The 22,669-nt window shown below is 60.8% G+C and carries 25 protein-coding genes, 1 other RNA gene and 1 pseudogene; 12 read left to right on the top strand and 15 right to left on the bottom strand.

Annotation, left to right across the window (positions count from 1 at the left end; translation table 11 throughout):
* Positions 1-166 precede the first annotated feature (166 nt).
* A complete protein-coding gene (locus tag ACX0MV_RS09255) occupies positions 167-445 on the bottom strand; it encodes an HU family DNA-binding protein (protein WP_458982200.1) in 279 nt (92 codons plus the stop codon).
* Between the two features lie 279 nt (positions 446-724).
* On the opposite strand from ACX0MV_RS09255, the pseudogene ACX0MV_RS09250 reads away from it, so the two are divergent.
* From ACX0MV_RS09250 to ffs, 3 genes and pseudogenes are all read left to right on the top strand, one after another.
* Positions 725-1,501, top strand: a pseudogene (locus ACX0MV_RS09250) (MCP four helix bundle domain-containing protein); the annotation flags it as partial.
* Between the two features lie 78 nt (positions 1,502-1,579).
* A complete protein-coding gene (locus ACX0MV_RS09245; protein ID WP_458982349.1) occupies positions 1,580-2,359 on the top strand; it encodes a methyl-accepting chemotaxis protein in 780 nt (259 codons plus the stop codon).
* Positions 2,360-2,468: 109 nt separating this feature from the next.
* Positions 2,469-2,565, top strand: an RNA gene (ffs, locus tag ACX0MV_RS09240) — signal recognition particle sRNA small type.
* Positions 2,566-2,715: 150 nt separating this feature from the next.
* On the opposite strand, the gene ACX0MV_RS09235 is transcribed toward ffs, so the two are convergent.
* Both ACX0MV_RS09235 and ACX0MV_RS09230 read right to left on the bottom strand, forming a co-directional pair.
* Complete coding sequence (locus tag ACX0MV_RS09235; protein WP_458982199.1) at positions 2,716-3,003, bottom strand: DUF3509 domain-containing protein; 288 nt, start codon at positions 3,001-3,003, stop codon at positions 2,716-2,718.
* 68 nt (positions 3,004-3,071) lie between these two features.
* A complete protein-coding gene (locus ACX0MV_RS09230; RefSeq protein WP_458982198.1) occupies positions 3,072-3,293 on the bottom strand; it encodes a hypothetical protein in 222 nt (73 codons plus the stop codon).
* Between the two features lie 458 nt (positions 3,294-3,751).
* On the opposite strand from ACX0MV_RS09230, the gene dnaX reads away from it, so the two are divergent.
* The 4 genes from dnaX to ACX0MV_RS09210 all read left to right on the top strand — a co-directional run bounded on the left by dnaX (position 3,752) and on the right by ACX0MV_RS09210 (position 8,274).
* Positions 3,752-5,854, top strand: a complete 2,103-nt coding sequence (gene dnaX / locus ACX0MV_RS09225; RefSeq protein WP_458982197.1) for a DNA polymerase III subunit gamma/tau — start codon at positions 3,752-3,754, stop codon at positions 5,852-5,854.
* 24 nt (positions 5,855-5,878) lie between these two features.
* Positions 5,879-6,205 carry a YbaB/EbfC family nucleoid-associated protein gene (locus ACX0MV_RS09220; RefSeq protein WP_090385942.1) on the top strand — a complete coding sequence of 109 codons (327 nt, stop codon included), beginning with the start codon at positions 5,879-5,881 and terminating at the stop codon, positions 6,203-6,205.
* A gap of 181 nt (positions 6,206-6,386) precedes the next feature.
* Positions 6,387-6,986: a recombination mediator RecR gene (gene recR / locus ACX0MV_RS09215; RefSeq protein ID WP_458982196.1), complete on the top strand. Its 600-nt coding sequence runs from the start codon at positions 6,387-6,389 to the stop codon at positions 6,984-6,986.
* 139 nt (positions 6,987-7,125) lie between these two features.
* Positions 7,126-8,274 (top strand): acyl-CoA dehydrogenase family protein, encoded by a 1,149-nt coding sequence (locus ACX0MV_RS09210; RefSeq protein ID WP_458982195.1) that lies wholly within the window; start codon positions 7,126-7,128, stop codon positions 8,272-8,274.
* Positions 8,275-8,348: 74 nt separating this feature from the next.
* Here ACX0MV_RS09210 and ACX0MV_RS09205 read toward each other — a convergent pair whose 3' ends face one another.
* Complete coding sequence (locus ACX0MV_RS09205; RefSeq protein WP_069516724.1) at positions 8,349-8,561, bottom strand: cold-shock protein; 213 nt, start codon at positions 8,559-8,561, stop codon at positions 8,349-8,351.
* Positions 8,562-8,714: 153 nt separating this feature from the next.
* Positions 8,715-9,620 (bottom strand): AraC family transcriptional regulator, encoded by a 906-nt coding sequence (locus ACX0MV_RS09200; protein ID WP_458982194.1) that lies wholly within the window; start codon positions 9,618-9,620, stop codon positions 8,715-8,717.
* Between the two features lie 300 nt (positions 9,621-9,920).
* Here ACX0MV_RS09200 and ACX0MV_RS09195 point away from each other — a divergent pair, with 300 nt between their 5' ends.
* From ACX0MV_RS09195 to ACX0MV_RS09185, 3 genes are read left to right on the top strand one after another with little or no spacing between them, the layout of a single operon-like run.
* Positions 9,921-10,658, top strand: coding sequence for an SDR family oxidoreductase (locus tag ACX0MV_RS09195; RefSeq protein ID WP_458982193.1), 738 nt, complete (start codon positions 9,921-9,923; stop codon positions 10,656-10,658).
* A gap of 11 nt (positions 10,659-10,669) precedes the next feature.
* Positions 10,670-11,125 (top strand): carboxymuconolactone decarboxylase family protein, encoded by a 456-nt coding sequence (locus ACX0MV_RS09190; RefSeq protein ID WP_458982192.1) that lies wholly within the window; start codon positions 10,670-10,672, stop codon positions 11,123-11,125.
* Positions 11,126-11,162: 37 nt separating this feature from the next.
* Entirely contained in the window at positions 11,163-11,489 is a 327-nt protein-coding gene (locus tag ACX0MV_RS09185; RefSeq protein ID WP_458982191.1) for a putative quinol monooxygenase, read from the top strand.
* Positions 11,490-11,511: 22 nt separating this feature from the next.
* On the opposite strand, the gene ACX0MV_RS09180 is transcribed toward ACX0MV_RS09185, so the two are convergent.
* Together ACX0MV_RS09180 and ACX0MV_RS09175 are read right to left on the bottom strand one after the other, a co-directional pair.
* The gene (locus ACX0MV_RS09180) at positions 11,512-11,961 is read right to left on the bottom strand and encodes a MarR family winged helix-turn-helix transcriptional regulator (protein WP_458982190.1); all 450 of its coding nucleotides are present in this window, start codon (positions 11,959-11,961) and stop codon (positions 11,512-11,514) included.
* Between the two features lie 85 nt (positions 11,962-12,046).
* Positions 12,047-12,931 carry an SDR family NAD(P)-dependent oxidoreductase gene (locus ACX0MV_RS09175; RefSeq protein WP_458982189.1) on the bottom strand — a complete coding sequence of 295 codons (885 nt, stop codon included), beginning with the start codon at positions 12,929-12,931 and terminating at the stop codon, positions 12,047-12,049.
* 242 nt (positions 12,932-13,173) lie between these two features.
* Between ACX0MV_RS09175 and ACX0MV_RS09170 the strand changes: the two genes are divergently transcribed.
* Positions 13,174-14,724, top strand: a complete 1,551-nt coding sequence (locus ACX0MV_RS09170) for a cation:proton antiporter domain-containing protein (RefSeq protein ID WP_458982188.1) — start codon at positions 13,174-13,176, stop codon at positions 14,722-14,724.
* Positions 14,725-14,758: 34 nt separating this feature from the next.
* Here the strand turns inward: ACX0MV_RS09170 and ACX0MV_RS09165 are convergent, their stop codons facing one another.
* Complete coding sequence (locus ACX0MV_RS09165) at positions 14,759-15,307, bottom strand: adenine phosphoribosyltransferase (RefSeq protein WP_458982187.1); 549 nt, start codon at positions 15,305-15,307, stop codon at positions 14,759-14,761.
* Positions 15,308-15,478: 171 nt separating this feature from the next.
* On the opposite strand from ACX0MV_RS09165, the gene ACX0MV_RS09160 reads away from it, so the two are divergent.
* Positions 15,479-15,931, top strand: coding sequence for a hypothetical protein (locus ACX0MV_RS09160; protein ID WP_458982186.1), 453 nt, complete (start codon positions 15,479-15,481; stop codon positions 15,929-15,931).
* A gap of 69 nt (positions 15,932-16,000) precedes the next feature.
* Here ACX0MV_RS09160 and ACX0MV_RS09155 read toward each other — a convergent pair whose 3' ends face one another.
* The 7 genes from ACX0MV_RS09155 to ACX0MV_RS09125 form a co-directional block, all read right to left on the bottom strand.
* A complete protein-coding gene (locus ACX0MV_RS09155; protein ID WP_458982185.1) occupies positions 16,001-16,684 on the bottom strand; it encodes a sulfite exporter TauE/SafE family protein in 684 nt (227 codons plus the stop codon).
* The gene (gene ccoS, locus ACX0MV_RS09150; protein WP_458982184.1) at positions 16,677-16,886 is read right to left on the bottom strand and encodes a cbb3-type cytochrome oxidase assembly protein CcoS; all 210 of its coding nucleotides are present in this window, start codon (positions 16,884-16,886) and stop codon (positions 16,677-16,679) included. The genes ACX0MV_RS09155 and ccoS overlap by 8 nt, the downstream gene beginning before the upstream one ends.
* A 107-nt stretch (positions 16,887-16,993) precedes the next feature.
* Positions 16,994-19,402 carry a heavy metal translocating P-type ATPase gene (locus ACX0MV_RS09145; RefSeq protein WP_458982183.1) on the bottom strand — a complete coding sequence of 803 codons (2,409 nt, stop codon included), beginning with the start codon at positions 19,400-19,402 and terminating at the stop codon, positions 16,994-16,996.
* Between the two features lie 8 nt (positions 19,403-19,410).
* Positions 19,411-19,917, bottom strand: coding sequence for a FixH family protein (locus ACX0MV_RS09140; RefSeq protein WP_458982182.1), 507 nt, complete (start codon positions 19,915-19,917; stop codon positions 19,411-19,413).
* A 15-nt stretch (positions 19,918-19,932) separates the two neighbouring features.
* Positions 19,933-21,345: a cytochrome c oxidase accessory protein CcoG gene (gene ccoG, locus ACX0MV_RS09135; RefSeq protein ID WP_458982181.1), complete on the bottom strand. Its 1,413-nt coding sequence runs from the start codon at positions 21,343-21,345 to the stop codon at positions 19,933-19,935.
* Positions 21,346-21,477: 132 nt separating this feature from the next.
* Positions 21,478-22,470 carry a cytochrome-c oxidase, cbb3-type subunit III gene (gene ccoP, locus ACX0MV_RS09130; RefSeq protein WP_458982180.1) on the bottom strand — a complete coding sequence of 331 codons (993 nt, stop codon included), beginning with the start codon at positions 22,468-22,470 and terminating at the stop codon, positions 21,478-21,480.
* The gene (locus ACX0MV_RS09125) at positions 22,467-22,667 is read right to left on the bottom strand and encodes a cbb3-type cytochrome oxidase subunit 3 (RefSeq protein WP_458982179.1); all 201 of its coding nucleotides are present in this window, start codon (positions 22,665-22,667) and stop codon (positions 22,467-22,469) included. The genes ccoP and ACX0MV_RS09125 overlap by 4 nt, the downstream gene beginning before the upstream one ends.
* Positions 22,668-22,669 lie beyond the last annotated feature (2 nt).

Raw genomic sequence — 22,669 nt, 5'->3', positions numbered from 1 at the left:
TCAAACTAAAGCAGCGCTCAACCAATGGCAAACCCGCTTGCTGATTCTTCAACCTGTTTCAAATTTATGACATGTCGCACTGGCAATTTGTGGAAATGCGCTTGTGCATGCCTCGGATAGAAGAGCCTGCGCGCCGGCATGCTAAGAGCGAAGCCGGCGCATTGCTTCAATTGACTGCGTCGGTCAGCGCTTTGGCGGGTACATATTTGACGACTTTCTTCGCCGCGATTTCGATGGCCTTGCCGGTCTGCGGATTGCGGCCGGTGCGGGCGGTGCGGTCAGTGATCTTCAGCTTGCCAATGCCCGGCAGGGTGATTTCATCACCATTTTCCAAGGCGTCGCTGACGATTTCGCTGAGTTGCTCAAGCGCTGCGCGAATGGTGCTTTTCGGTGCGTCGATAGCTTCGGCGATGTCGCTGATCAGTTGGTCTTTAGTCATTGCCATTCTGTTGCTCCTTCAAAGGATGAGAGGCGAGAGGTTGCCTGCGCAGAGTGCTGCCACTGTGAATCGCAGCCATTGCAACAGAGCGGGTGCAGGAAAGTCGAGCCAGGTTTCTGACTCATTGTGATGAACAAAATTCCACGGTGGCGGACGGCCGGAGCAGTAGGCCGTGGGCGCTCGGGCTTCAGACTCTCGCAAGGATGGCCGCGAGCCCAGGCTCGATGGCCAAAGGCGACTATGCTTTGAGGTACGGCCGCGCGCCGCTACATCAAGGAGTTCAACATGTTGCGCCTATTCGCAGACCTTGGTTTTCGCTGGAAAATCGCCTTACCGATTCTGTTGCTGGCCATCCTGATGGTGCTGATGGGCACACTGGGCATTCAGAGCCTGGGCCAGGTTGCTGACTCCAGTACCCGCCTGACCAATCGTTATCTGCCGGCCATCAGCCTTTTGCTCAACGCCGACCGCGATCTCTATCAAGCCTTTGTTGCCGAGCGCAGCGCGCTCGATGAGGCGGCCGGCGATTATTACGCCACGCTCCAGGCGAGCCATGCAGAGAATGTTCAGCAGGCCTATGAGCGGGTACACAAGTACGCGGACATGCAACCCGAGCCTCGCGCACTTGAGCTTGTAGCGGCTTTTGACCGGGGCTTCGCGCAGTGGAAGGCCACTTCCACAAGGGTGCTGGAACTGGCTGACAGTGACCCGGCCGCTGCATCCGAGCTCAGCTTTGCAGAGAGCGAGGCACAGTTCGATGCCATGCGTGATGCCATCGACAAGCTGGGCGAACTGGAAGACAACGCCGCTAGCGTCGAGGGTCATGCGGCAATCACCACGGGCAACGAGCGCGGTGTTCAGCAGAGCGTGATCATGGCAATCGGGCTGCTGATCTGTGTGGTGCTGGTGATGGGTTTCCCATTGCTCATTACCCGGCCGTTGCATGACCTGTTGCACCGCATCGAGCAGATAGCTGATGGCGACGGGGACCTGCGGGTTAGACTGGATGTGCGTTCCAAGGATGAACTGGGCAAGCTCAGCCATGCCTTCAACCGTTTTCTCGACAAGCTGCAGCCGCTGATCAAAGAGGTCGGGCGGGTAACGGGTGAAGTCGCCGACTCTGCGCAAAGCCTGGCGGGAATGGCCGAGACCAATGATCGCCTGATCAGCCGCGAGCATGCTGCGGTCGATCAGGTCAGCACGGCGGCAACCCAGATGAGCGCGGCGGTGCATGAGGTTGCGCTCAATGCGCAAAACGCGGCGCAAGCGGCGCGACATGCCGAGGCTCAGTCCAATCAGGTCGCGAAAGTGGTTGGTGCGACTATTCAATCGATTCGCCAACTGGCCAGTGAAGTGGACAGTGCGTCCGGTACCATCCAGACCCTGGAGCAGGAAACCGCGAAAATTGGCGCGGTACTTGAGGTCATCAAGGGTATCGCCGAGCAGACCAACCTGCTGGCGTTGAATGCGGCCATTGAGGCCGCCCGCGCGGGAGAGCAGGGGCGCGGTTTTGCCGTTGTCGCTGACGAGGTGCGGGCTCTGGCCGGGCGTACCCAGGTGTCGACCAAAGACATTCAAGAGATGATCGAGCGTCTGCAGCACGGCGTACACAATGCGGTCAAGGCTACTCACTCCGGCAGCGAGCGCGCCCGACATAGCATGGAGCAGGCCGCCGGGGTCGATCAGGCATTGAGTGATACCGACAGTTCAGTGCAGCGAATCAACGACATGACTGCGCAGATCGCGTCGGCGTGCGAAGAGCAGAGCAGCGTTACCGATGAGATTGCACGCAACATCAGCGACATACGTGATCTGTCCAATGATGCGGCGAAGAATTCCGTGCAGAGTACTCAGGCCAGTCAGCGCCTGTCGGTATTGTCGCTGGACCTGGAAAAACTGGTCCGGCGTTTTCAGGTTTAGTCATGTCTCAGCTGCTCAGTCGAGCTAAGTGCTTGAAGCAGTTGTAACTTCGATTCAAGCCGGTACAATGGCGCGGCTCGCTGCAAGGCGAGCTGCGTTATGGTGGCCCTGCCGGTCCCCCCGCAACGATCAACCGTGAACCCGGTCAGGCCTGGAAGGGAGCAGCCGCAGCGGTGACATTGTGTGCCGGGGTGTGGCTGGTGGGGTTGCCTCCATCTCTGACCCGCTCGGGTCGTTCCAATGCCAGCCTACCTACCAGCCGCAGACAGTTTACCCGTCGACGCTCGCTGTACTCTTATCGGCATCAATCAACAGGCAATAAAAAGCCCCGCAATCGTGCGAGGCTTTTGGGTGGCTCAGGCCAGGTGATAGCTGAGCACGCTGTCCTGTTCTTTGAGCGCCTTGCGCATATCCGCAGGAATATTGCCGGAACGCACCGCCAGTTCCAGGCGAATGTCTTCAAGGCTTTGGGCAAAGGCGAGTGCATCGTGGCGCTGAGTGGTGCTGATCACTCGGCTATAGGCGGTGGCATCGCTTGCGTCGAGCAGTGCCAGCACCACGCTCCCGTCGGGACGAGGCGTACTGAAGGTGACGCGCAAGGGGGCGAACAAGGCTTCGGCGAGCTTGCGGTTCGAACTTTCCATGACCGTACTCCATCCTGAGTGAGATCAGGTTCGACCCTGAGGCTGAAGCTAAGTTCGCTAGCGCCCGATCAAGCCTGCAAGGACTGGCGAGCGCGCTCGATTACCTGCGGCAGACACTCGCTGCTGTACTGCTCGGGGTAGAGCCGCTGCGTGTGCTGGGCAATGCCGGCCTGGTTGACGATCGTGAAGCTGAAATTGCCTTTGCGGGTCGCCATGATATGGCAGGCAAAGGGCGAGAACGCGTTGGATAGGGTGCGAATGGCATCCTGAATTTGGTGTTGAGTATTCATTTTTTGGGTGTTCCTAAAACTACAGGCGCGTCATTGCGCTAAATAAAGCTCCAAGCGAACGATTTTTTGATCGAGGGCAAGAATCTGATCGGAGCGAGACTGCACGCAAAAAGTTCCACTAAGGATCTTCAGCGAGGTCGGTACTTCGGAGGCGGGCATGTGTCAGCGCTTGCGCGAGACGGCCAGATCAGTCAGCAGGTTGGGGTCGGAGTAGAGCGATACGACATCGAGTTGAGTCGAATGCGGGGCTTTATCAGAAACCATCGAGGAGGCACGAGGCCGAATTGACTTACAGCTTGGTACGAACGGCGCGGATGGTATCGCTTTGTCTGACTATTAGCCAGCTGATTCGTAGCCACGGGTGGTAATGCCTGGCGTCGGGCCGAGCATTGGATGCAATTTAGTCGGTGCTCCGCTAGGATTAGCCCACTTTTGCTTTCCTCTCGCGACGGTTTTCAATGAGTTATCAGGTTCTTGCACGTAAATGGCGTCCGCGCTCGTTTCGCGAAATGGTCGGCCAGACCCATGTGCTCAAGGCGCTGATCAACGCCCTGGACAGCCAGCGTCTGCACCATGCGTACCTGTTTACCGGTACCCGAGGCGTCGGTAAAACCACCATTGCGCGAATTATTGCCAAGTGCCTGAACTGCGAAACCGGTATCAGTTCGACACCCTGTGGTGTCTGCTCCGTTTGCAAGGAGATCGATGAAGGCCGCTTCGTTGATTTGATCGAAGTCGACGCCGCCAGTCGCACCAAGGTCGAAGACACCCGTGAATTGCTGGACAACGTGCAGTACTCGCCGAGTCGCGGTCGCTTCAAGGTCTACCTGATCGACGAAGTGCACATGCTCTCCACCAGTTCGTTCAATGCCCTGCTGAAAACCCTCGAAGAGCCGCCGCCCCACGTCAAATTCCTTTTGGCGACCACCGATCCGCAGAAGCTGCCAGTAACGGTGTTGTCGCGCTGCTTGCAGTTTTCGCTGAAGAATATGCCGCCTGAGCGTGTGGTCGAGCACCTGAGCCATGTACTGGGCGCGGAAAATATTCCGTTCGAAAACGATGCGCTCTGGCTGCTGGGGCGCGCGGCCGATGGCTCCATGCGCGACGCCATGAGCCTAACCGATCAGGCGATCGCTTTTGGTGAAGGCAAGGTTCTAGCGGCTGACGTGCGGGCGATGCTGGGAACGCTCGATCATGGCCAGGTCTACGGCGTACTGCATGCGCTGTTGGAAGGTGATGCGCGGGCCTTGATCGAGGCAGTGCGTCATCTGGCCGAGCAGGGGCCTGACTGGAGTGGCGTGCTGACGGAAATCCTCAACGTATTGCACCGTGTGGCCATCGCCCAGGCGCTGCCCGACGCGGTGGACAATGGGCAGGGCGACCGTGATCGGGTATTGGCGTTAGCCCAGGTATTGCCGGCCGAGGATGTGCAGTTTTATTACCAGATGGGGCTGATCGGCCGCCGCGACTTGCCTTTGGCGCCGGACCCACGCAGCGGATTCGAAATGGTGCTGCTGCGGATGTTGGCGTTCCGTCCGGCAGACACGGGCGATGCGCCCAGGATAACGCTAAAGCCGCTAGGGATTAGCCAGGCCACAGCTGATCCCCTTCCCAAACCAGTGGCCGGCGCCGCTGTGGCTGCGCCGGCTGCTGAGTCGATGCCTAGCAGCCCAGGGCAAACGCCTGTCGCAGTTGCGGCAGATGTTGAAAAACCGACTGCTGAGGTTGCGCCGTCGGTCGAACCTGAGTCGGCTGCGGAGATATCCGAGGCGCTGCCTGCTCCTGCGATCCTGCCGTTATCAGTTGAAGAGCCGCTAGCAATTGCTCCAGTTATGGATGTGCCGGCCGCTGTTAAGGTGCCTGCGGCTGCCGAACCCATTGCAGCGGTAACGAATCTGCCATGGGACGAACCCGCGGAAGTGGACGCCCGTAGTGAGTCACTCGTTCTGATCGAGTCTTCGTCCAATCCAGTAACTGCGCAACCGCAACCGCAACCGAGCGATGCTGGGCTTGCGGCTGCAGTCGATGTGGAGGCTGATGACGAGCCGCCGCTAGGTGATTACGATTACGTGGAGATGGACGCCGAGTCGTTCGATTACGATTTCGCCATGGCCGATATCGAGCCAGCTGCAGAGCCTGAAGTTTTACCCGCAGCGCAACCCGCCACAGGGTTGGCGGCTGAGTGGTTGGAGCTGTTTCCCAAACTTGGGCTTTCCGGTATGACCGGAAGCATCGGCGCCAACTGTACGCTTATGGCCGTGAACGGCGACGACTGGCTGCTGCATCTCGATCCAGGTCATAGCGCACTGTTCAATGCCACGCAGCAACGACGTTTGAATGATGCGCTGAACCAGTACCATGGTCGTGAGCTGAATCTGCAGATCGAGTTGTGCCAACCGGAACAGGAAACCCCAGCGCAGGCAGCCGCTCGTAGGCGCGCCAACCGCCAGCGTGAGGCCGAAGCATCAATCCAGAGCGATCCCCTGGTGCAGCAGATGATTCAGCAATTCGCGGCGGTTATTCGCGCGGACACTATCGAACCCCTAGATACACCCAGTTAACCCCTATTACCGAGGACTAGCACCATGATGAAAGGTGGCATGGCCGGCCTGATGAAGCAGGCCCAGCAGATGCAGGAAAAAATGCAGAAGATGCAGGAAGAGCTGGCGAATGCGGAAGTAACCGGGCAATCCGGTGCGGGCCTGGTCAGCGTGGTCATGACCGGTCGCCACGACGTCAAGCGCGTCAGCCTGGACGACAGCCTGATGCAGGAAGACAAGGAGATCCTCGAAGACCTGATCGCCGCCGCGGTAAACGATGCGGTGCGCAAAGTCGAGCAGAATAGCCAGGACAAAATGTCCGGCATGACCGCCGGCATGCAGTTGCCGCCTGGCTTCAAAATGCCATTCTAATCGGATTGGTGTCGTCCATGGCTGCGTTGCCGACGGGCGCGGAATTCTCATGTGCGCCAGCACACTGCGATTCCTCGTCCGTCGCCGCCATGTCCTGCACGCCGCTTGATCGCTACTCTGCCTTGACTGAACGGCGACTGAAAACGCCTGTTTAGCCACCCTAGCCGTCATCGAGTTCCCCATGAGCTTCAGCCCGCTGATCCGTCAATTGATCGATTCCCTGCGCATCCTGCCCGGTGTGGGGCAGAAAACTGCTCAGCGCATGGCGTTGCAGATGCTTGAGCGTGACCGCAGTGGCGCATTGCGCCTCGCTCAGGCCCTGACGCAGGCCATGGAAGGTGTTGGCCATTGCAGGCAGTGCCGCAGCTTGAGCGAGGACGAGGTGTGCCAGCTGTGTCTCGATCCACGCCGCGATGACAGCCTGCTGTGTGTCGTCGAGGGCCCGATGGATGTTTACGCCGTTGAGCACACCGGCTTTCGCGGTCGGTACTTTGTGCTCAAGGGGCATTTGTCGCCGCTTGATGGGTTGGGGCCTGAAGCCATCGGTATTCCGGAATTGCTCGCGCGGATCGAAGCGGGTGCTTTCGCCGAGGTGATTCTTGCGACCAATCCGACGGTCGAAGGCGAAGCCACCGCCCATTACATAGCCCAGCTATTGGCCAACAAAGGCTTGATCGCCTCGCGTATCGCCCACGGCATGCCGCTTGGCGGGGAGTTAGAATTGGTCGACGGCGGTACGCTAGCCCATTCGATTGCGGGGCGGCGTCCGATCCAGTTGTAAGCCGGCCCCGTAATTCTATGAGCTGAGCTTTCGGCGTGGCCTGTTGTGGTCTGGATCGCGTGATCCCTGGCTCGATACTTTTCTTGTAAGCCAAGCAAGCGCTTGGTAATTTTCCCCGAAACCTCATCGGGGATGCCTCATGTCTGTTTTCCAGGAATATTTCGACGACTCCCATCAATTGGTGCGGGATTCCGTCCGGCGCTTCGTCGAGCGTGAAATCCTTCCCGCCATCGATGAGTGGGAGGAGGCGGAGTCCTTTCCTCGCGAGCTTTACCTGAAGGCCGGGGCTGCCGGGATTCTGGGGATTGGCTATCCCGAGCAGTTCGGTGGCAGCCACGAAGGCGATGTATTCGCCAAGGTTGCCGCAAGTGAAGAACTCATGCGGTGCGGCTCGGGTGGTCTGGTTGCCGGGCTTGGCTCGCTGGATATCGGTTTGCCACCGGTATTGAAATGGGCCAGGCCCGAGGTGCGTGATCATGTTGTGCCCCAGGTGCTGGCGGGCGAAAAGATCATGGCTTTGGCGGTGACGGAACCCTCTGGTGGTTCGGATGTGGCCAATCTGAAAACTCGCGCCGTACGTGACGGTGACCACTACCGCGTCACGGGCAGCAAGACCTTTATTACCAGCGGCGTGCGCGCTGACTATTACACGGTTGCAGTGCGCACAGGCGGCGAGGGCTTCGGCGGGGTCAGCCTGCTATTGATCGAAAAGGGGACGCCTGGCTTCAGCATTGGCCGCTCGCTGAAGAAGATGGGTTGGTGGGCATCGGACACCGCCGAGCTGTTCTTCGATGACTGCCGGGTGCCTGCTGGCAACCTCATCGGCATGGAAAACATGGGGTTTGCCTGCATCATGGCCAACTTCCAGAGCGAGCGTCTTTCGTTGGCGATAATGGCCAATATGACTGCTCAGCTGGCATTGGAAGAGGCACTCAAGTGGGCCAAAGCGCGCGAGGCGTTCGGCAAGCCTATCGGCAAATTCCAGGTGCTCAAGCACCGGCTGGCAGAGATGGCGACTCAACTGGAGGTTTCGCGCGATTTCACCTACCGGCAGGCGGCGAAAATGGCGGTCGGTAAAAGCGTAATCAAGGAAATTTCGATGGCCAAGAATTTTGCCACCGATGTGGCCGACCGGCTGACCTATGATGCGGTACAGATCATGGGGGGCATGGGCTTCATGCGCGAGAGCCTGGTCGAGCGACTTTACCGCGACAATCGCATCTTGTCGATTGGCGGAGGCTCGCGGGAGATCATGAACGAGATCATCAGCAAGCAGATGGGCTTGTAGAGCACAAAGATTTTTCAACCCCAAAAAACAAGCCCCGCGAGTGCGGGGCTTGTTTTAGAACAGGACAGGGGGACTTAAGCCACCTGTACCTCTTCAGCTTGCATACCTTTCTGACCACGAGCGGCCACGTAGGTAACAGTCTGGCCTTCTTTCAGGCTTTTGAAACCGTCGCTCTGGATAGCTTTGAAGTGCACGAACAGATCATCGCCGCCGTTAGTCGGGGTAATGAAGCCGAAGCCTTTTTCATCGTTGAACCATTTGACGGTGCCAGTTTCGCGATTTGCCATGGTGTGTCTCTTAAATCGATACGAATTGCGGTGCCAGAGTGCTCATAGCACCTATGCGGTTTTGCTGATAACTACAAGTCAGCTCAGCCATAATAGGCCGTTTTTTCAGGAAGTGTTGGGTTTAACGCTAATTATTCAAATTTTTTACTCAGATCAGACGATTTTTCTAAGCCGGCCCAAGTCACGAAGCGGAGGTGCGCCGAATAGGCGGCTGTATTCGCGACTGAATTGCGAAGGGCTTTCGTAGCCGACCCGGTAGCTTGCCGATGCGGCTTCCAGGCCTTCACACAGCATCAGGCGGCGGGCTTCCTGCAGCCTCAGTTGCTTCTGGTATTGCAGCGGACTGAGGGCAGTCACGGCTTTGAAACGATGGTGCAGGGTCGAGGGGCTGAGGTTGACTTCGCGCGCCAGGTTCTCGATGCGCAGAGGCTGGTCGAAGTGCTGGTTAAGCCACTCGATAGCACGCGCGATGCGCTGCCCCTGGCTGTCGGCGACGGCAATTTCGTGCAGATGCCGTCCCTGCGGGCTGTGGAGCAACCGGTAAAAAATCTCGCGCAGCACCAATGGTGCAAGCATCGCGACATCGCGCGGGCTTTCCAGCAGGCGAGTCAGGCGAATCACCGCATCCAACAGTGACGCATCTATGGTGTCCAGAAACAATCCCCGCGCCGGCGAAGGATTGGGTACGCCGATCGGCCCCGCGTCGGCAATCAGACTGGCAATCATTGTCGGTTCGATATCCAGCTTCAGACTCAGGTAGGGCTTTTCCGGCGTAGCCTCTATCACGTGCCCGGACACCGGCAACGTGACCGAGGCAACCAGGTAGTTCAGCGGGTCATAGGTATAACGCTCTTCCGCCAGGCGCACTTCTTTGCGGCCCTGGGCAATGATGCACAGGCATGGGGTGTAAATGACCGGCATCGGCAGCGTCGGCTGGTTGGTGCGAATCAACTGCAGGCTGGCGATAGAAGTCATGTGCATCCCTTCGCCCGGCGTCAGGCGCTGGACCAGCTCGGCCAATTCGGCTTGGCGCTGTTCGACCATCGTTGAATCTGGCATGACGCATCTCCTGGTAAGGTCGCTCAGCGTAGCTCGGCTTTTCAGGCAAGTCTTTGTCGATGGCTATTCCAGGCAGGATCAGGCAAGGATTTACCAGAAACGGGCAAGTGGTCCATGGCGCTTGGAGGTTGACTTCTTAATTTCACCTCCTCGCGCTGGTTCTGGCAAAAAGTACAGATCTGCAGGAATGCAGGTATAGGCAAGAATCTTCCAGTAATCGACTAACGTACACATGCGCCATCTCTCTAGCCTTTGTGCTGTAGCGGCAAGCCTTGCCGCATTCGAGACGAGGTGTCGACCATGCTGAATATTCAAGACAAAGTCATTCTGATAACCGGAGCCAGCAGCGGAATCGGCGAGGCATGCGCACGTTTATTGGCCCAGAAAGGCGCTTGTGTGGTGCTTGGAGCGCGCCGTACCGATCGCCTGGAAGCGCTGGTTGGCGAGATCCGCGCTGCTGGCGGAACGGCAGAATTTCGCGCCTTGGATGTGACCCGTCGTGACCACACCCAGCAGTTTGTCGATTTCGCCGTCGAGCGTTTCGGCCGGGTTGATGTGCTGATCAACAATGCCGGGGTCATGCCGCTGTCGCCGCTGGAAGCGCTCAAGGTCGAAGAGTGGGACCGAATGATCGATGTGAATATCCGTGGCGTCCTGCACGGCATCGCTGCCGCGTTACCGCTGATGCAGACGCAGCGCAGCGGCCAATTCATCAATATCGCGTCGATCGGCGCATACAGTGTGGTGCCGACTGGGGCGGTGTACTGCGCAACCAAGTATGCGGTGCGGGCCATTTCCGACGGGCTGCGGCAGGAAGTTGGTGGCGATATTCGCGTCACTCTGGTGTCGCCTGGCGTCGTCGAATCGGAACTGGCAGACAGCATTTCCGATGCATCCACCCGTGAGTTGATGGCGGCGTTTCGCAAGGTGGCGATTACTCCTGATGCGATTGCCCGCGCCATCGCTTATGCCGTCGAGCAGCCGGCTGATGTCGATGTCAGCGAACTGATCGTGCGCCCAACCGCCAGTGCTTATTGAGGGAGGCCGCCATGAACGCTAAATGGATGCTTTGGATCGTCCTATCATGCAGTGCCGGCGCGGCAAGTGCCGATGCGAATTCACCGGATGCAAGCCGCCGACTCAAGGGGGAGGCGGTAATCAACGAGCTGACGGGCGGGGCCGGGCAACCGGTGCTGACCGCGCTGCAGCGGGATTTTCCATTTCTCGCTGAGGGCATAACCGCTTATGCCCTGGGCGATGTCTGGGGCAGGAAAGTGCTCGATGCACGCAGCCGTCAGCTTGCCACGGTTGCGGTATTCGCGGCTCAAGGCAACTTGCCGCAAATGAAGGTGCACGCCGGCTACGCCTTGCGCCATGGCGTCAGTCACGATGAGCTGAAGGAGATTATCTACCTGACCACCGTGACCTCCGGTTTTCCGCGAGCCATCGAGGCGGCCCAGGCCTTGCGCGAAGTCTTTGCCGAGCAATCCGGCCCCGCATCCTGAAGTGGGGTCAGCGCGTACAGCTGCTGTGGAGGAGATCATGACCGTAACGTACAGAGCCTTTATCCGCGCCCGGGCAGGGCGCTCGAACGAGCTGGGCAATTGCCTGCATAGCCTCAAGGATTGGCCGACGCGTTTGCATGATTGCCTGAGCCTGGACGTTCAGCGTGCGCCTGACGACGAGCACCTGTGGTTGCTCAGTGGGGCGTGGCGTTCCAGCCAGGCGATGCAGCAGTTCTTTGCCGAGCCCTTGTTGCAGCAGGTGCTCAGCAGTGCGCTGGATCAGGGGCTGATCAACAGCCTGGAATGCGGCGCGAGTAACCAGCCGCAACCTGCCAGGCATTCGCAACGTACAGATTCGTCTTAAAGGGCGCGGCGCGCTGCGATCGCTAGACCGCTTTCTGCAGGTTGCTGCGAAGCGCCACCAGATCCTCTTTCAGCGTCGTCAGTTGCGCAGAGGACTGCTCGCTCGCCGCAAGGATGCAGGCGGGAATGCGCCGGGCCTGGTCATAGAGGGCACGGCCCTTGTCCGTCAGGAACAACTCGACCACGCGCTCGTCGACGCTACTGCGGGTACGCTTGAGCAGGCCTTCGGCTTCCAGGCGTTTCAGCAGTGGGGTAACGGAGCCGGGATCGGTGAGCAGCCGTGTGCTCAGCTCGCCAACGGTGATGCCATCTTCTTCCCACAGCACCATCATCGCCAGGTACTGGGGATAGGTAAGACCCAGCTCCAGCAGCAAGGGTTTGTATACCTTGGTCATCAACAGTGAAGTCGAGTACAGCGCGAAGCACAGCTGGTTATCCAGTAGCAGTTCTGCGCAGGGATTTTGCGAGGCCATGGATGCTCCGGTGGCAGCGTTATGAGAGTCGATAATTTATCGCGCTAACTACCGGCATGCCAATTAGTAAGCACTATGAGGCTTGTCAGCCGTCCACTTTGCCTGGCGTCGACATACCGTGCTTCGCCTGTGCGCGAGCGGAGAGTCGAACGGCAGCCGTTATCAGCCGTTGATAGAACGTTGGAAAAAGCCGCTGCATGGTGTCGACGACGTGCGCATCCGCGCCTATCAGAATGCGCCGCTTATTCGCCAGCACGCCCTGAATGATCACGCGAGCAGCTCGTTCGGGCGTAGTGCGCAGCAAGCGGTCGTGAAATTGCTGGCGAGCCTGATCGGCATCCTGCCCGGTGACGCCGCTCATGCTGGCGTTCATGCGTGCGGTTTTCGCGATATTGGTCTTGATTCCACCGGGGTGCACGCAGCTGGCGGATACCCCGCACGCCGCCAGGTCCAGCTCCTGGCGCAGCGCCTCGCTGAAACCGCGTACGGCGAACTTGCTGGCGTTGTAGGCGCTCATGCCCGGCTGGGCAAACAGCCCGAACACGCTCGAGACATTGACGATGTGGCCGTCGCCCGTGGCTTTTATAGGCGTCAGAAAGGCCTTGCAGCCATGAACCACGCCCCAATAGTTGATGGCCATGATCCATTCGTAATCGCTGTAGTCGTTGCCCTCGACCGTACCACCTTGAGCAACGCCCGCATTATTGAAGATGACGTTGACGCGGCCGAACTCGCGCACCACTTGATCGGCCCAGGCATGCATCGCTGCGCGGTCCGCCACGTCGACCCGCGTATGCAGCACGCGGGCACCAAGCGCGCGTGCAGCGCTGGCGGTTTGCGCCAGACTGTTGGTGTCTACATCGGCCAGCGCCAGCTGGCTGCCTTGGCGGGCAAGGTCATACGCCAGCGCCCGGCCGATTCCCGAACCTGCCCCGGTGATGGCAACAACTTTATTCTCAAAGGATTTCATCAGGCCTCCAGGCATGTCTATCCAGCGCAGCCACAGCGCTCTGGTGGCTGAGAGAATAGGCGAAGGTCGCAGAACGGGTTGAGCGATGCGCCGTTGTCGGGATGCGCACGGGCTGCGTCGCAACCGGTAAACTGCGCACCGACATGCCGAGAACGGCCACCAGCCCTGTGTCTGCCAGCTGGCGCACCGGTCGCGGCGAATGTTTTGCGCTCGCTTGAATTATCACGCCCACAAGGATGCCCATGATCGAAGCCACCTGGATTACCTTTGCGTTCGTGATGGGGCTCGGGGCACGTTTTATCGGTCTGCCACCCCTGGTCGGCTATCTGGGTGCCGGTTTCGCGCTGGCCGGCTTTGGCGATTATGTCGGGGTCGGCCCGCGTGACAGCGCAGTGCTCGACCACATCGCCCACCTTGGCGTGCTGCTGTTGCTGTTTACGGTGGGGCTCAAGCTCAAGCTCGGCAATCTGGTCAAGCGCGAGGTCATTGGCGGTGGTGTCCTGCACTTTGCCCTGTCCAGCTTGATCTTTCTTCCGGCGATTGTGTTGTCGCTCGATTTGCCCTGGCTGCAGGCTTTGCTGTTGGCGATGGCGCTATCGTTCTCCAGCACCGTGCTCGCCGCCAAGGTGCTGGAAGGCAAGCGCGAACTGCGGGCGTTTCACGGCCGGATAGCGATCGGCGTGCTGATTATCCAGGACCTGATCGCGTTGATCGTGATGAGCCTGGCCAGCGGCGAAGTACCGTCACCCTGGGCGCTATTGGTGTTCGCCCTGCCGCTGCTGCGTCCGCTGCTGTTCCGCCTGCTCGATGCCAGCGGCCATGAAGAGCTGATGGTTCTGCTCGGGCTGCTCCTGGCCTTGGTTGTGGGCGGCTATGGCTTCGAGTTACTGGGCCTCAGTTCCGAGCTGGGCGCACTCGCATTCGGGGCGATGCTGGCCGCTCACAAGCGCGCCACTGAGCTGTCCAACTCTCTCTGGAGCATCAAGGAAGTCTTTCTGGTGGGGTTTTTCCTGCAGATCGGCATCGGCGGTTTGCCGGATGCCGACGCGCTGATGTTTGCGCTGGTCATGACGGTGTTGCTGCCACTCAAGGGCCTGCTGTTCTTCTTTCTGTTCCTGATGTTCCGCCTGCGCGCGCGCAGCGCCTTCCTCACCAGCGTCAGCCTGACCAATTACAGCGAGTTCGGTTTGATCATGGCCAGCGTGGTGCTGCCGCAATGGATGATCCCCCTGGCGATCACCGTGGCGGTTTCGTTCGTGCTCTCCGCGCCGCTCAACCGTATCAGCCACCCGTTATACGACCGCCTGGCCCGCCGGCTGATCGCCCTGGAGCGCGATACTCGCCACCCGGACGAGCGGCAGATATCCCTAGGTGATGCGCAGATCCTGGTGATGGGCATGGGCCGCACCGGTCGTGCCGCCTACGATCACCTGCAGGAAAAGGGCTTTCGGGTAACGGGGATGGACTCGGACCCCGTGGCGATCGAGCTGAGTCAGAACGCCGGGCGTCAGGTGTTGTTCGCCGATGGCGAAGATCAGATGTTCTGGCAGCGGTTGGACATGCCGATGATCGAAGCGGTGGTGCTTTCGCTCAACGACGCAGAGGCAAAGATCATCGCCACGCAAAAGCTGCGCGGGCGTGGATTTACCGGGTTGATCGTGTCGCACGCGATGTACGAGGACATCGCCAAGCGCATCCAGGATGCCGGTGCCGACCGCACCTACCTGACGATGAGCGAAGCAGGCGCGGGGCTGGCCGAGCATGTATGCCGCGACCTGAACGGCAAGCGCTAAGCGATATCGCCCGCAATACGTTCAGGGCGGGGAATTACCGTTCGGTCAAAGCAAACGCGGTCAGGGTAAAGGTGGCAATGCCGATGTCCTGCAGCTTCTGCGCACCGCCCAATTCCGGAAGGTCGATGATGGCTGCGGCTTCGTACACGCTGGCGCCCATGCGTCGAATCAACTGCGCTGCGGCCAGCAGGGTGCCGCCAGTAGCGATCAGGTCATCCAGCATCACCACCTTGTCGCCGTCGCACAGGCTGTCGGCATGCACCTCCAGAAAGGCTTCGCCGTATTCGGTTTGGTAGCCTTCGCTGAGGACATCCGCCGGTAACTTGCCTTGCTTACGAAACAGGATCAGCGGCTTGTTGAGGGCATAGGCCACGATCGAACCCAATAGAAAACCGCGAGCATCCATGGCGCCTACATGGCTGAAATCGGCTTCGACGTAGCGCTGGATCAAGGCGTCGGCGACCAGGCGCAACGCTCTGGGCGACTGAAACAGCGGCGTGATATCGCGAAACACCACGCCAGGCTTGGGGAAGTCGAGCACCGGGCGGATCAGGGGCTTGATATTGAGCGGATCGAAAGTCATCGCGTTTATCCTGGCGAATGAAGAGGGCGATACTGCAGGCCTATTGGCCGCGTCGCGCGGGCTGGTGCAAGGCTACAACAGGCGTGCGCGCAGGCCCAGCACGCGTGGCCTCAAGTTTTCCCCCTTGCGGCCGAGCACTTGGTATTCAACCGATCGCGCAAGGAGCGGCGTATGCGTCTTGAACCGGCCACCCTGCTGGAGCGACTAAACAGCGGTATTCAGCGCCACCAGCGTGCCGCCCGCGGCGAAGAAACGGACCCGCAGGAGGTGCGCGACGGTTTGCGGGTGAGCCTGTCCGAGCTGGGCAAGGCGCGCTCTGCGAACGCCAAGGGCGACGACGCCGTCGAGGAAAGCGATCTGCCCCCATCGGTTCAGCAGGCGCTGAAGATGATTCGCGAGCTGAAAGCGAAAATAGCCGCCAAGCAGGAAGAACTGAAGGCCGTGATGGCCGATCGCAGCCTCTCAACCGAAGCGCGGCAGACCAAGAGCGCCGAGCTGCAAAGTGAGCTGACGACGCTCAATGGCGCCCTGGCGATGGCCAACGCCAGCCTGCTGAAGCTGATGCGCGAGTCAGGTCTAACGCCGGAGCAAATGCAACTGGCGGGGCGGCTCGCCCTGGGCTGATAGACCAGAAGGTGACCGCCGAGGGCCGCCGATGCGTCCCGCGTATCGACGGATTCAGTGCGCTTTTTTTCAATGCCCCATCGGCCAGTGCTGGTGGGGGCCGGGCAGGGTCCAGATACCGAACAGGATGACCAGCACGCCACCAGCCGTGCGCACGCCTCGCTTGCGCAGCAGCGCGGTCAGGCGTTCCGCGGCAAGACCGGTTGCCAGTAGTACCGGCAGGGTACCGAGACCGAAGGCCAGCATCAGCGCTGCACTGGCCAGTGCATCACCCTGGCTGGACGCCCAGAGCAGGGTGCTGTACACCAGGCCGCACGGCAGCCAGCCCCACAAACTGCCCAGGATCAGCGCGCGGGGCAGGCTGGTCACCGGCATGAACCGTCGGGTCAGCGGCTGGATGTGGCGCCACAGGCCGCGACCCAGCGCCTCGATACGGGTCAGACCGCTCCACCAGCCGGCCAGGTAAAAACCCATGGTGATCAGCAATAGCGCGGCGATCACGCGTAGCAACATCGCCGCCGGGCTGTTGGTCACGGCCCAGCCCGCCAGGCCGAGTAACAGACCGGCCGTGGCGTAACTGAGAATGCGCCCGATGTTGTAAGCCAGCAGCAGCTGCAGGCGGCGCGCCCGCTGTTGCGGTGGAATGGCCAGGGTCAGCGCGCTCATCAGGCCGCCGCACATGCCCAGGCAATGGCCGCCGCCCAACAGGCCGAGGATCAAGGCCGACAGCAGCAGGGGCGCGAGTTCAAGCATGGGGTGGTTGCTCGCGCTCGTCGGGCTTTTGCTCGTTTTGCACGCCGGCTTTGTGCATCGGGTCTTCGTCGTCGAACAGAATACTGTGAGCCGGGCCGTCGAGGTCGTCGTACTGACCGCTGTCCACTGCCCAGAAGAACAGCCAGATGGCGAAGCCGACCAGCACTATTGCCACGGGAATCAGGATGTAGAGCGCGGGCATGGGATCTCCGAGTACGGCTGGGGCGTAGGGTGGATGTCGCTTTTTTACATCACCATTGCAACGCTGTGGTGGGTCGGTGAAGCGTGATCCACCCTACGGGCTGCGGGCTACAGGTTGGGGGCGCGGGTCAGGCGCAATGCGTTGAGTACCACCAGCAATGAGCTGAGCGACATGCCCAGCGCCGCCCAGATCGGGGTGATCCAGCCGATGGCGGCGAAGGGCAGCACCAGGCCATTGTACAGACTGGCCCAGGCCAGGTTCTCGACGATGATCCGGCGGGTCCGCCGGGCCAGGCTGAAGGCCTGGATCAGGCTGCCCAGACGATTGGACAGCAGCACCGCGTCGGCGCTGGTTTTTGCCAGATCGGTGGCGCTGCCCATGGCCACGCTGATGTCCGCAGCCGCCAGCACAGGCACATCGTTGACCCCATCGCCCAGCATCAAGACCCGTCGCCCTTGCTGCTGCAGCGTACGCAATTCGGCAAGCTTGGCGTCCGGTGTGAGGCCGCCGCGCGCCTGCTCGATGCCCAATTGACGTGCGACTTCGCCCACCATCGGCGAGCTGTCGCCCGACAACAACAGCACCTGCCAGCCCCGTGCACGGCAGGCGTCGAGCAGCGCGGGAGCGTCGTCGCGCAGACGGTCATCGAGCACGAACCAGGCCAGCGGCCCCCGCGTGTCGCCGAGCAGCAACCATTGGCCTTGTTCGCCGGGGATCGACGGCGCGCTCTGGCCACTCAGTTCGCTGACAAAATCGGCCTGGCCGATGCGTAACAGGCGCTCCCCAACCACGCCCTGCAAACCCAGCCCCGGCATGCTTTCGACCTGTTCGGCGACCAGTGCGGTGTGGCCAAACGCACGGGCAATAGGGTGCTCGGAGCGATTTTCCAGCGCCGCGGCCAGCGCCAGGCAGGCGTCACTGTCTTGGTCGGCCAGGGGATGAATAGCGTTCAGGGTCAGGCGACCCTCGGTGAGGGTGCCGGTCTTGTCGAAGATCACCGTATCGATCTGGTTCAATCCCTTCAGCACATGGCCGCGCGTCAGCAGCATGCCCAACTTGTGCAGCGTTCCGGTGGCTGCGGTCAATGCAGTCGGGGTCGCCAACGCCAATGCGCAGGGGCAGGTCGCGACGAGCAACGAGAGCACGATCCAGAATGCCCGGGACGAGTCGATCTGGAGCCAGACCACGCCGACCACAACTGCCGCCAGCAGCACCAGCAGGAGAAACCATTGCGCCACCTGATCGGCGATTTCCGCCAGGCGCGGCTTTTCGCTCTGGGCACGTTCCAGCAGGCGCACGATGGCCGAAAGCCGGGTGGCGTCTCCCAGCGCCAGAACCTCGACCGTCAGCGGGCCCTCGACATTCAGGGTGCCCGCGGTGACCCGCTCGCCAGGCGCGCGCGGTTGCGGCAGGTATTCGCCGGTCAGCAGCGATTCATCGACGCTGGACTGACCGTCGACAATTCGCCCGTCGGCAGGCAGCAGCGCGCCCGGTGGCACCAGCACCTGGTCGCCGACCCGCAGTTCGCTGAGAAGAATGCGCTGGCTTTGTCCGTCCTGGTCCAGGCGCAGGCAGGAGGCTGGCAACAGGTTGACCAGCTGCGCGGTGGCCGCCGCAGTGCGCTCGCGGGCACGCCGCTCGAGATAACGCCCGGCGAGCAGAAACAGGGCGAACATTGCCACCGCATCGAAATACAGCTCGCCCTGGCCGGTGACGGTCGACCAGATGCCGGCGACATAGGCACCGCCGATCGCCAGCGACACTGATACGTCCATGGTCAGGTGCCGGGTGCGCAGGTCACGCAGGGCGCCACGGAAGAACTGGCCACAGCAGTAGAAGACCACAGGTGTGGTGAGAAACAGGCTGACCCAGCGCAGGATCTTGTCCAGCTCCGGGCTCAGGTCGATGTTGAATTCCGGCCAGGTGGCCATGGTTGCCATCATCACCTGAATCCACAGCAGCCCGGCGACGCCCAGTTCGCGCATGGCGCGGCGATTTTCTCGTTGCAGCTGGGCGGCGGCGGCATCGACCTGCCAGGGATGGGCGGCGTAGCCGATCTTGCGCAGCTCCTTGAGCAACTGGCTGAACGGTAACTGGCTGTCAGCCCAGCGCACCTGCAGGCGGTTATTGGACAGGTTGAGGTTGGCTTCGGCGATGGCGGGCAGGGCGCGCAGGTGCTTTTCGATCAACCAGCCGCAGGCGGCGCAACTGATGCCCTCGATCAGCAGGCAGGTTTCGCCGAGTTCCCCGTGCTGTTCGACGAAAGGCGCCTGGACGTCGGCGCGATCATAAAGCGCCAGCTCGTCGGGCAGCGCCATTGGCAGGTCCTGCGGATTGCTGGCGTTCTCGCTGCGGTGCTTGTAGTAGTGCTCAAGGCCGCCTGCCACTATCGCCTCGGCGACCGCCTGGCAGCCCGGGCAACACAGCTCGCGGCTCGCGCCCAGCACGTGGGCCTGAAAGCGGCTACCGGCAGGGACCGGCAAGCCGCAGTGATAGCAGGGAATTGGGTTGGCCATTGGTGCGCTTACTGGGCATCCCCGAGCTGGATGCGCTTACCGCTTTCCAGGGTTTCTTCCTCGAACAGGCGCCAGTTCTTGCCGCCTTCCTGACCGATCAGCTCGACGAAACGCCGGCCGCTGACCGAATCCTGCATCTGCCCTTGATAAACGCCTTCGCCTTGCGGTTGCAGGACGATGCGGCGGTCGCGCTCCGGCTGGGTCGGCGAAATCAGGTTCAGCACCAGCTGCACCGGGCCGCTGTTGCCGTGCAGGCGCAATTCAGCGACGCCGGTATCGTCGTTGAGGTCGAGGGTGGCGTGCAGCTGCAGGCGCTCGGCGAGTTTCTCCCGCTCCAGCGACTGGTTGATGCCCTTGCCGACATCGTAGTAATCATCGGAGATCAGGCCGGGCGGGTTGCGGGTGGCGATAGTCAGCAGGGTCAGCCCCTGGACCACCGAATAGCCCAGCAGGGCGAGCAGGAACCATGGCCAGAATTGCTTGTACCAGGGTTTGATGGGTGCTTCTTCAGTCATGGCTAGGCCTTCGGTTCAGCGCACGCTTGGGCCGATAAAGCGGCTGGCAGCGTCGGTTTGAGTGCTTGCGTCGTCAGCGGACTGGACGCGGAATCTGATTTCATTGGTACTCGATGGCAGCTTTTCCGGGTCGATCGACAGTTCGACCGGCAGCGACAACACCTCGCCAGCCAGTGCGGTGACTTCACGTCGACCTTCGTAGACCAAGCCATCAAGACCTTCGGCTTCGATCAGGTAGGTTACTTGCCGCTGGGCCTTGTTCATGATCTTCAGGGTGTAGACGTTTTCGATCCGCCCTTCCTGGTTTTCCCGGTACAGCACGCGGTCCTTGAGTACGTCGAGCTCGACCAGCGAGCGGCTGGCGATGGCCCAGACGAACAAGCCGATCATCGCCACCAGGGCCAGGGCGTAGCCGGCCAGGCGCGGGCGGAGCAGGTGGGTTTTCTGCCCCGACAGGTTGTGCTCGGTGGTATAGCTGATCAGCCCCTTGGGGTAATCCATTTTCTCCATGATGCTGTCGCAGGCATCGATACAGGCGGCGCAGCCGATGCATTCGACCTGCAGGCCGTCGCGGATGTCGATACCGGTCGGGCAGACCTGGACGCACATCTTGCAGTCGATGCAGTCGCCGAGGCCTTCGGCCTTGTAATCGGTGTCCTTGCGGCGCGGCCCGCGGCGTTCGCCACGGCGTGGGTCGTAGGAGACGATCAGGGTGTCCTGGTCGAACATCACGCTCTGAAAGCGCGCGTAGGGGCACATGTAGATGCACACCTGCTCGCGCAGCCAGCCGGCGTTGCCATAGGTGGCAACGGTGAAGAAACCGACCCAGAACAGCGCCCAGCCGCCGGCCTGCAAGGTAAACAGGTCGGGAATCAGCTCGCGGATCGGGGTGAAATAGCCGACAAAGGTGATGGCGGTAATCAGCGACACGCCCAGCCAGATACCGTGCTTGGCCAGCTTGCGCAGGAATTTCTGCGCAGTCATTGGGCTCTTGTCGAGCTTCATGCGCTGGTTGCGATCGCCCTCGGTGATCTTCTCCGCCCACATGAACACCCAGGTGAACACGCTTTGCGGGCAGGTATAGCCGCACCAGACGCGGCCGGCGAACACGGTGATGAAGAACAGGCCGAAGGCTGCGATGATCAACAGGGCAGAAAGCAGGACGAAATCCTGCGGCCAGTAGGTGGAGCCAAAGATGTAGAACTTGCGCTCTGGCAGGTTCCACCAGACCGCCTGGCGGTCATTCCAGCTCAGCCACACGGTACCGAAATACAGCACGAACAACGCGGCGCCGCCGAGCATGCGCAGGTTGCGGAAGATGCCGGTGAAGGCACGGGTGTAGATCTTTTCGCGGCTGGCGTACAGGTCGACGGTTTCGACCTTGGCCGGGGCAGGGGTGACATCTTTGACAGGAATCTGTGCGCTCATAAGTCATACCACGGCGGTTGAATGGTTGCCCCGGCCGATACGTGCCGGCCGGGGTCATTGAACGTTTGCGCTATGGTACGCCTGGCAAGTCCCTGCCTGGGTGCGACCGGGGGTCGCGCGGCAGGGAGGGGGTTACTTCTCCACGTCCTGCTGTTGCGACAGGCTGTACACATAAGCGGCCAGCAGATGCACCTTGTCGTTACCGAGGAAGGCTTCCTGGGCCGGCATCTGGCCGTTGCGGCCATAACGCAGGGTCTGCTGGATCTGGGCGAAGCTGGAACCGTACAGCCATACGCGGTCGGTCAGGTTCGGAGCGCCCATGGCCTGCTGCCCTTTGCCTTCTGCACCATGGCATACCGCGCAGTTGCCGCTGAAGATTTCCTGGCCGGCGGCCAGGTCGACCTTGACGTCCTCAGGCACTTTCAAGCCCGACAGGGTACGTACATAGGCGGCGACGTTCTTGATACCTTCCTCGCCGATGCTGTCTTTCCAGGCCGGCATTGCAGCCTGACGACCGCCGAGAATGGTGGTCTTGATGGTTTCCGGCTCGCCGCCATACAGCCAGTCGCTGTCGGTCAGGTTGGGGAAGCCATAGGCGCCCTTGGCGTCGGAACCGTGGCATACCGAGCAGTTGGATGCGAACAGGCGACCACCCATTTTCAGGGCCTGCTCGTCCTGGGCGACTTGCTCGATCGGCATGGCCGCATACTTGGCGAAGATCGGCCCGTACTGGGCGTCCGCCTTGGCCATTTCCTTTTCCCACTCGTGCACGCCGGTCCAGCCGCCATTGCGTTCTTCGCCATCGGCGATCTGCACGTTGGTGGCGAAAGGCGTCTTGGCCTCGGTATCGAGGTAGTCGTAGCCAGGCAGCAGGCCTTTCCAGTTGCCCAGGCCCGGGTAGAGCGCCAGGTAACCGAGGGCAAACACGATGGTGCCGACGAACAGCATGAACCACCACTTGGGCAGCGGGTTGTCGTATTCCTCAATGCCGTCGAAGCTGTGGCCCACGGTTTCTTCGGTGCTTTCCGGGCGTTGACCTTTACGGGTGCCGAAGATCAGCCAGGTCAGGGCGAAGATGGTGCCAAGGGACAGAATGGTTACGTACCAATTCCAGAACGTGGTCATTGGTTATTGCTCCTGGAAGATTGCTCATCACGCTCTTTGGGTTTTGGATCGTCGGCGAAGGGCAGGTTAGCGGCCTCATCGAAACTCGACTTGCGCTTGCTGCTGTACGCCCAGAGCACAACGCCGATAAAGGCGATGAATACGATGGCCGTACCGATGCCGCGAATAGTCCCGACGTCCGTAAGAAAAGAGAGCATGC

The sequence above is a fragment of the Pseudomonas cistanchae genome, from assembly GCF_054483635.1.
This window is presented reverse-complemented; position numbering and strand designations above follow the sequence as displayed.

Excerpts from the sequence above, each read along its gene's own strand:
- ACX0MV_RS09255 (WP_458982200.1), bottom strand. The coding sequence starts at position 445 with ATGGCAATGACTAAAGACCAACTGATCAGCGACATCGCCGAAGCTATC.
- ACX0MV_RS09245 (WP_458982349.1), top strand. The coding sequence starts at position 1,580 with ATGGCCGAGACCAATGATCGCCTGATCAGCCGCGAGCATGCTGCGGTC.
- ACX0MV_RS09235 (WP_458982199.1), bottom strand. The coding sequence starts at position 3,003 with ATGGAAAGTTCGAACCGCAAGCTCGCCGAAGCCTTGTTCGCCCCCTTG.
- ACX0MV_RS09230 (WP_458982198.1), bottom strand. The coding sequence starts at position 3,293 with ATGAATACTCAACACCAAATTCAGGATGCCATTCGCACCCTATCCAAC.
- dnaX (WP_458982197.1), top strand. The coding sequence starts at position 3,752 with ATGAGTTATCAGGTTCTTGCACGTAAATGGCGTCCGCGCTCGTTTCGC.
- ACX0MV_RS09220 (WP_090385942.1), top strand. The coding sequence starts at position 5,879 with ATGATGAAAGGTGGCATGGCCGGCCTGATGAAGCAGGCCCAGCAGATG.
- recR (WP_458982196.1), top strand. The coding sequence starts at position 6,387 with ATGAGCTTCAGCCCGCTGATCCGTCAATTGATCGATTCCCTGCGCATC.
- ACX0MV_RS09210 (WP_458982195.1), top strand. The coding sequence starts at position 7,126 with ATGTCTGTTTTCCAGGAATATTTCGACGACTCCCATCAATTGGTGCGG.
- ACX0MV_RS09205 (WP_069516724.1), bottom strand. The coding sequence starts at position 8,561 with ATGGCAAATCGCGAAACTGGCACCGTCAAATGGTTCAACGATGAAAAA.
- ACX0MV_RS09200 (WP_458982194.1), bottom strand. The coding sequence starts at position 9,620 with ATGCCAGATTCAACGATGGTCGAACAGCGCCAAGCCGAATTGGCCGAG.
- ACX0MV_RS09195 (WP_458982193.1), top strand. The coding sequence starts at position 9,921 with ATGCTGAATATTCAAGACAAAGTCATTCTGATAACCGGAGCCAGCAGC.
- ACX0MV_RS09190 (WP_458982192.1), top strand. The coding sequence starts at position 10,670 with ATGAACGCTAAATGGATGCTTTGGATCGTCCTATCATGCAGTGCCGGC.
- ACX0MV_RS09185 (WP_458982191.1), top strand. The coding sequence starts at position 11,163 with ATGACCGTAACGTACAGAGCCTTTATCCGCGCCCGGGCAGGGCGCTCG.
- ACX0MV_RS09180 (WP_458982190.1), bottom strand. The coding sequence starts at position 11,961 with ATGGCCTCGCAAAATCCCTGCGCAGAACTGCTACTGGATAACCAGCTG.
- ACX0MV_RS09175 (WP_458982189.1), bottom strand. The coding sequence starts at position 12,931 with ATGAAATCCTTTGAGAATAAAGTTGTTGCCATCACCGGGGCAGGTTCG.
- ACX0MV_RS09170 (WP_458982188.1), top strand. The coding sequence starts at position 13,174 with ATGATCGAAGCCACCTGGATTACCTTTGCGTTCGTGATGGGGCTCGGG.
- ACX0MV_RS09165 (WP_458982187.1), bottom strand. The coding sequence starts at position 15,307 with ATGACTTTCGATCCGCTCAATATCAAGCCCCTGATCCGCCCGGTGCTC.
- ACX0MV_RS09160 (WP_458982186.1), top strand. The coding sequence starts at position 15,479 with ATGCGTCTTGAACCGGCCACCCTGCTGGAGCGACTAAACAGCGGTATT.
- ACX0MV_RS09155 (WP_458982185.1), bottom strand. The coding sequence starts at position 16,684 with ATGCTTGAACTCGCGCCCCTGCTGCTGTCGGCCTTGATCCTCGGCCTG.
- ccoS (WP_458982184.1), bottom strand. The coding sequence starts at position 16,886 with ATGCCCGCGCTCTACATCCTGATTCCCGTGGCAATAGTGCTGGTCGGC.
- ACX0MV_RS09145 (WP_458982183.1), bottom strand. The coding sequence starts at position 19,402 with ATGGCCAACCCAATTCCCTGCTATCACTGCGGCTTGCCGGTCCCTGCC.
- ACX0MV_RS09140 (WP_458982182.1), bottom strand. The coding sequence starts at position 19,917 with ATGACTGAAGAAGCACCCATCAAACCCTGGTACAAGCAATTCTGGCCA.
- ccoG (WP_458982181.1), bottom strand. The coding sequence starts at position 21,345 with ATGAGCGCACAGATTCCTGTCAAAGATGTCACCCCTGCCCCGGCCAAG.
- ccoP (WP_458982180.1), bottom strand. The coding sequence starts at position 22,470 with ATGACCACGTTCTGGAATTGGTACGTAACCATTCTGTCCCTTGGCACC.
- ACX0MV_RS09125 (WP_458982179.1), bottom strand. The coding sequence starts at position 22,667 with ATGCTCTCTTTTCTTACGGACGTCGGGACTATTCGCGGCATCGGTACG.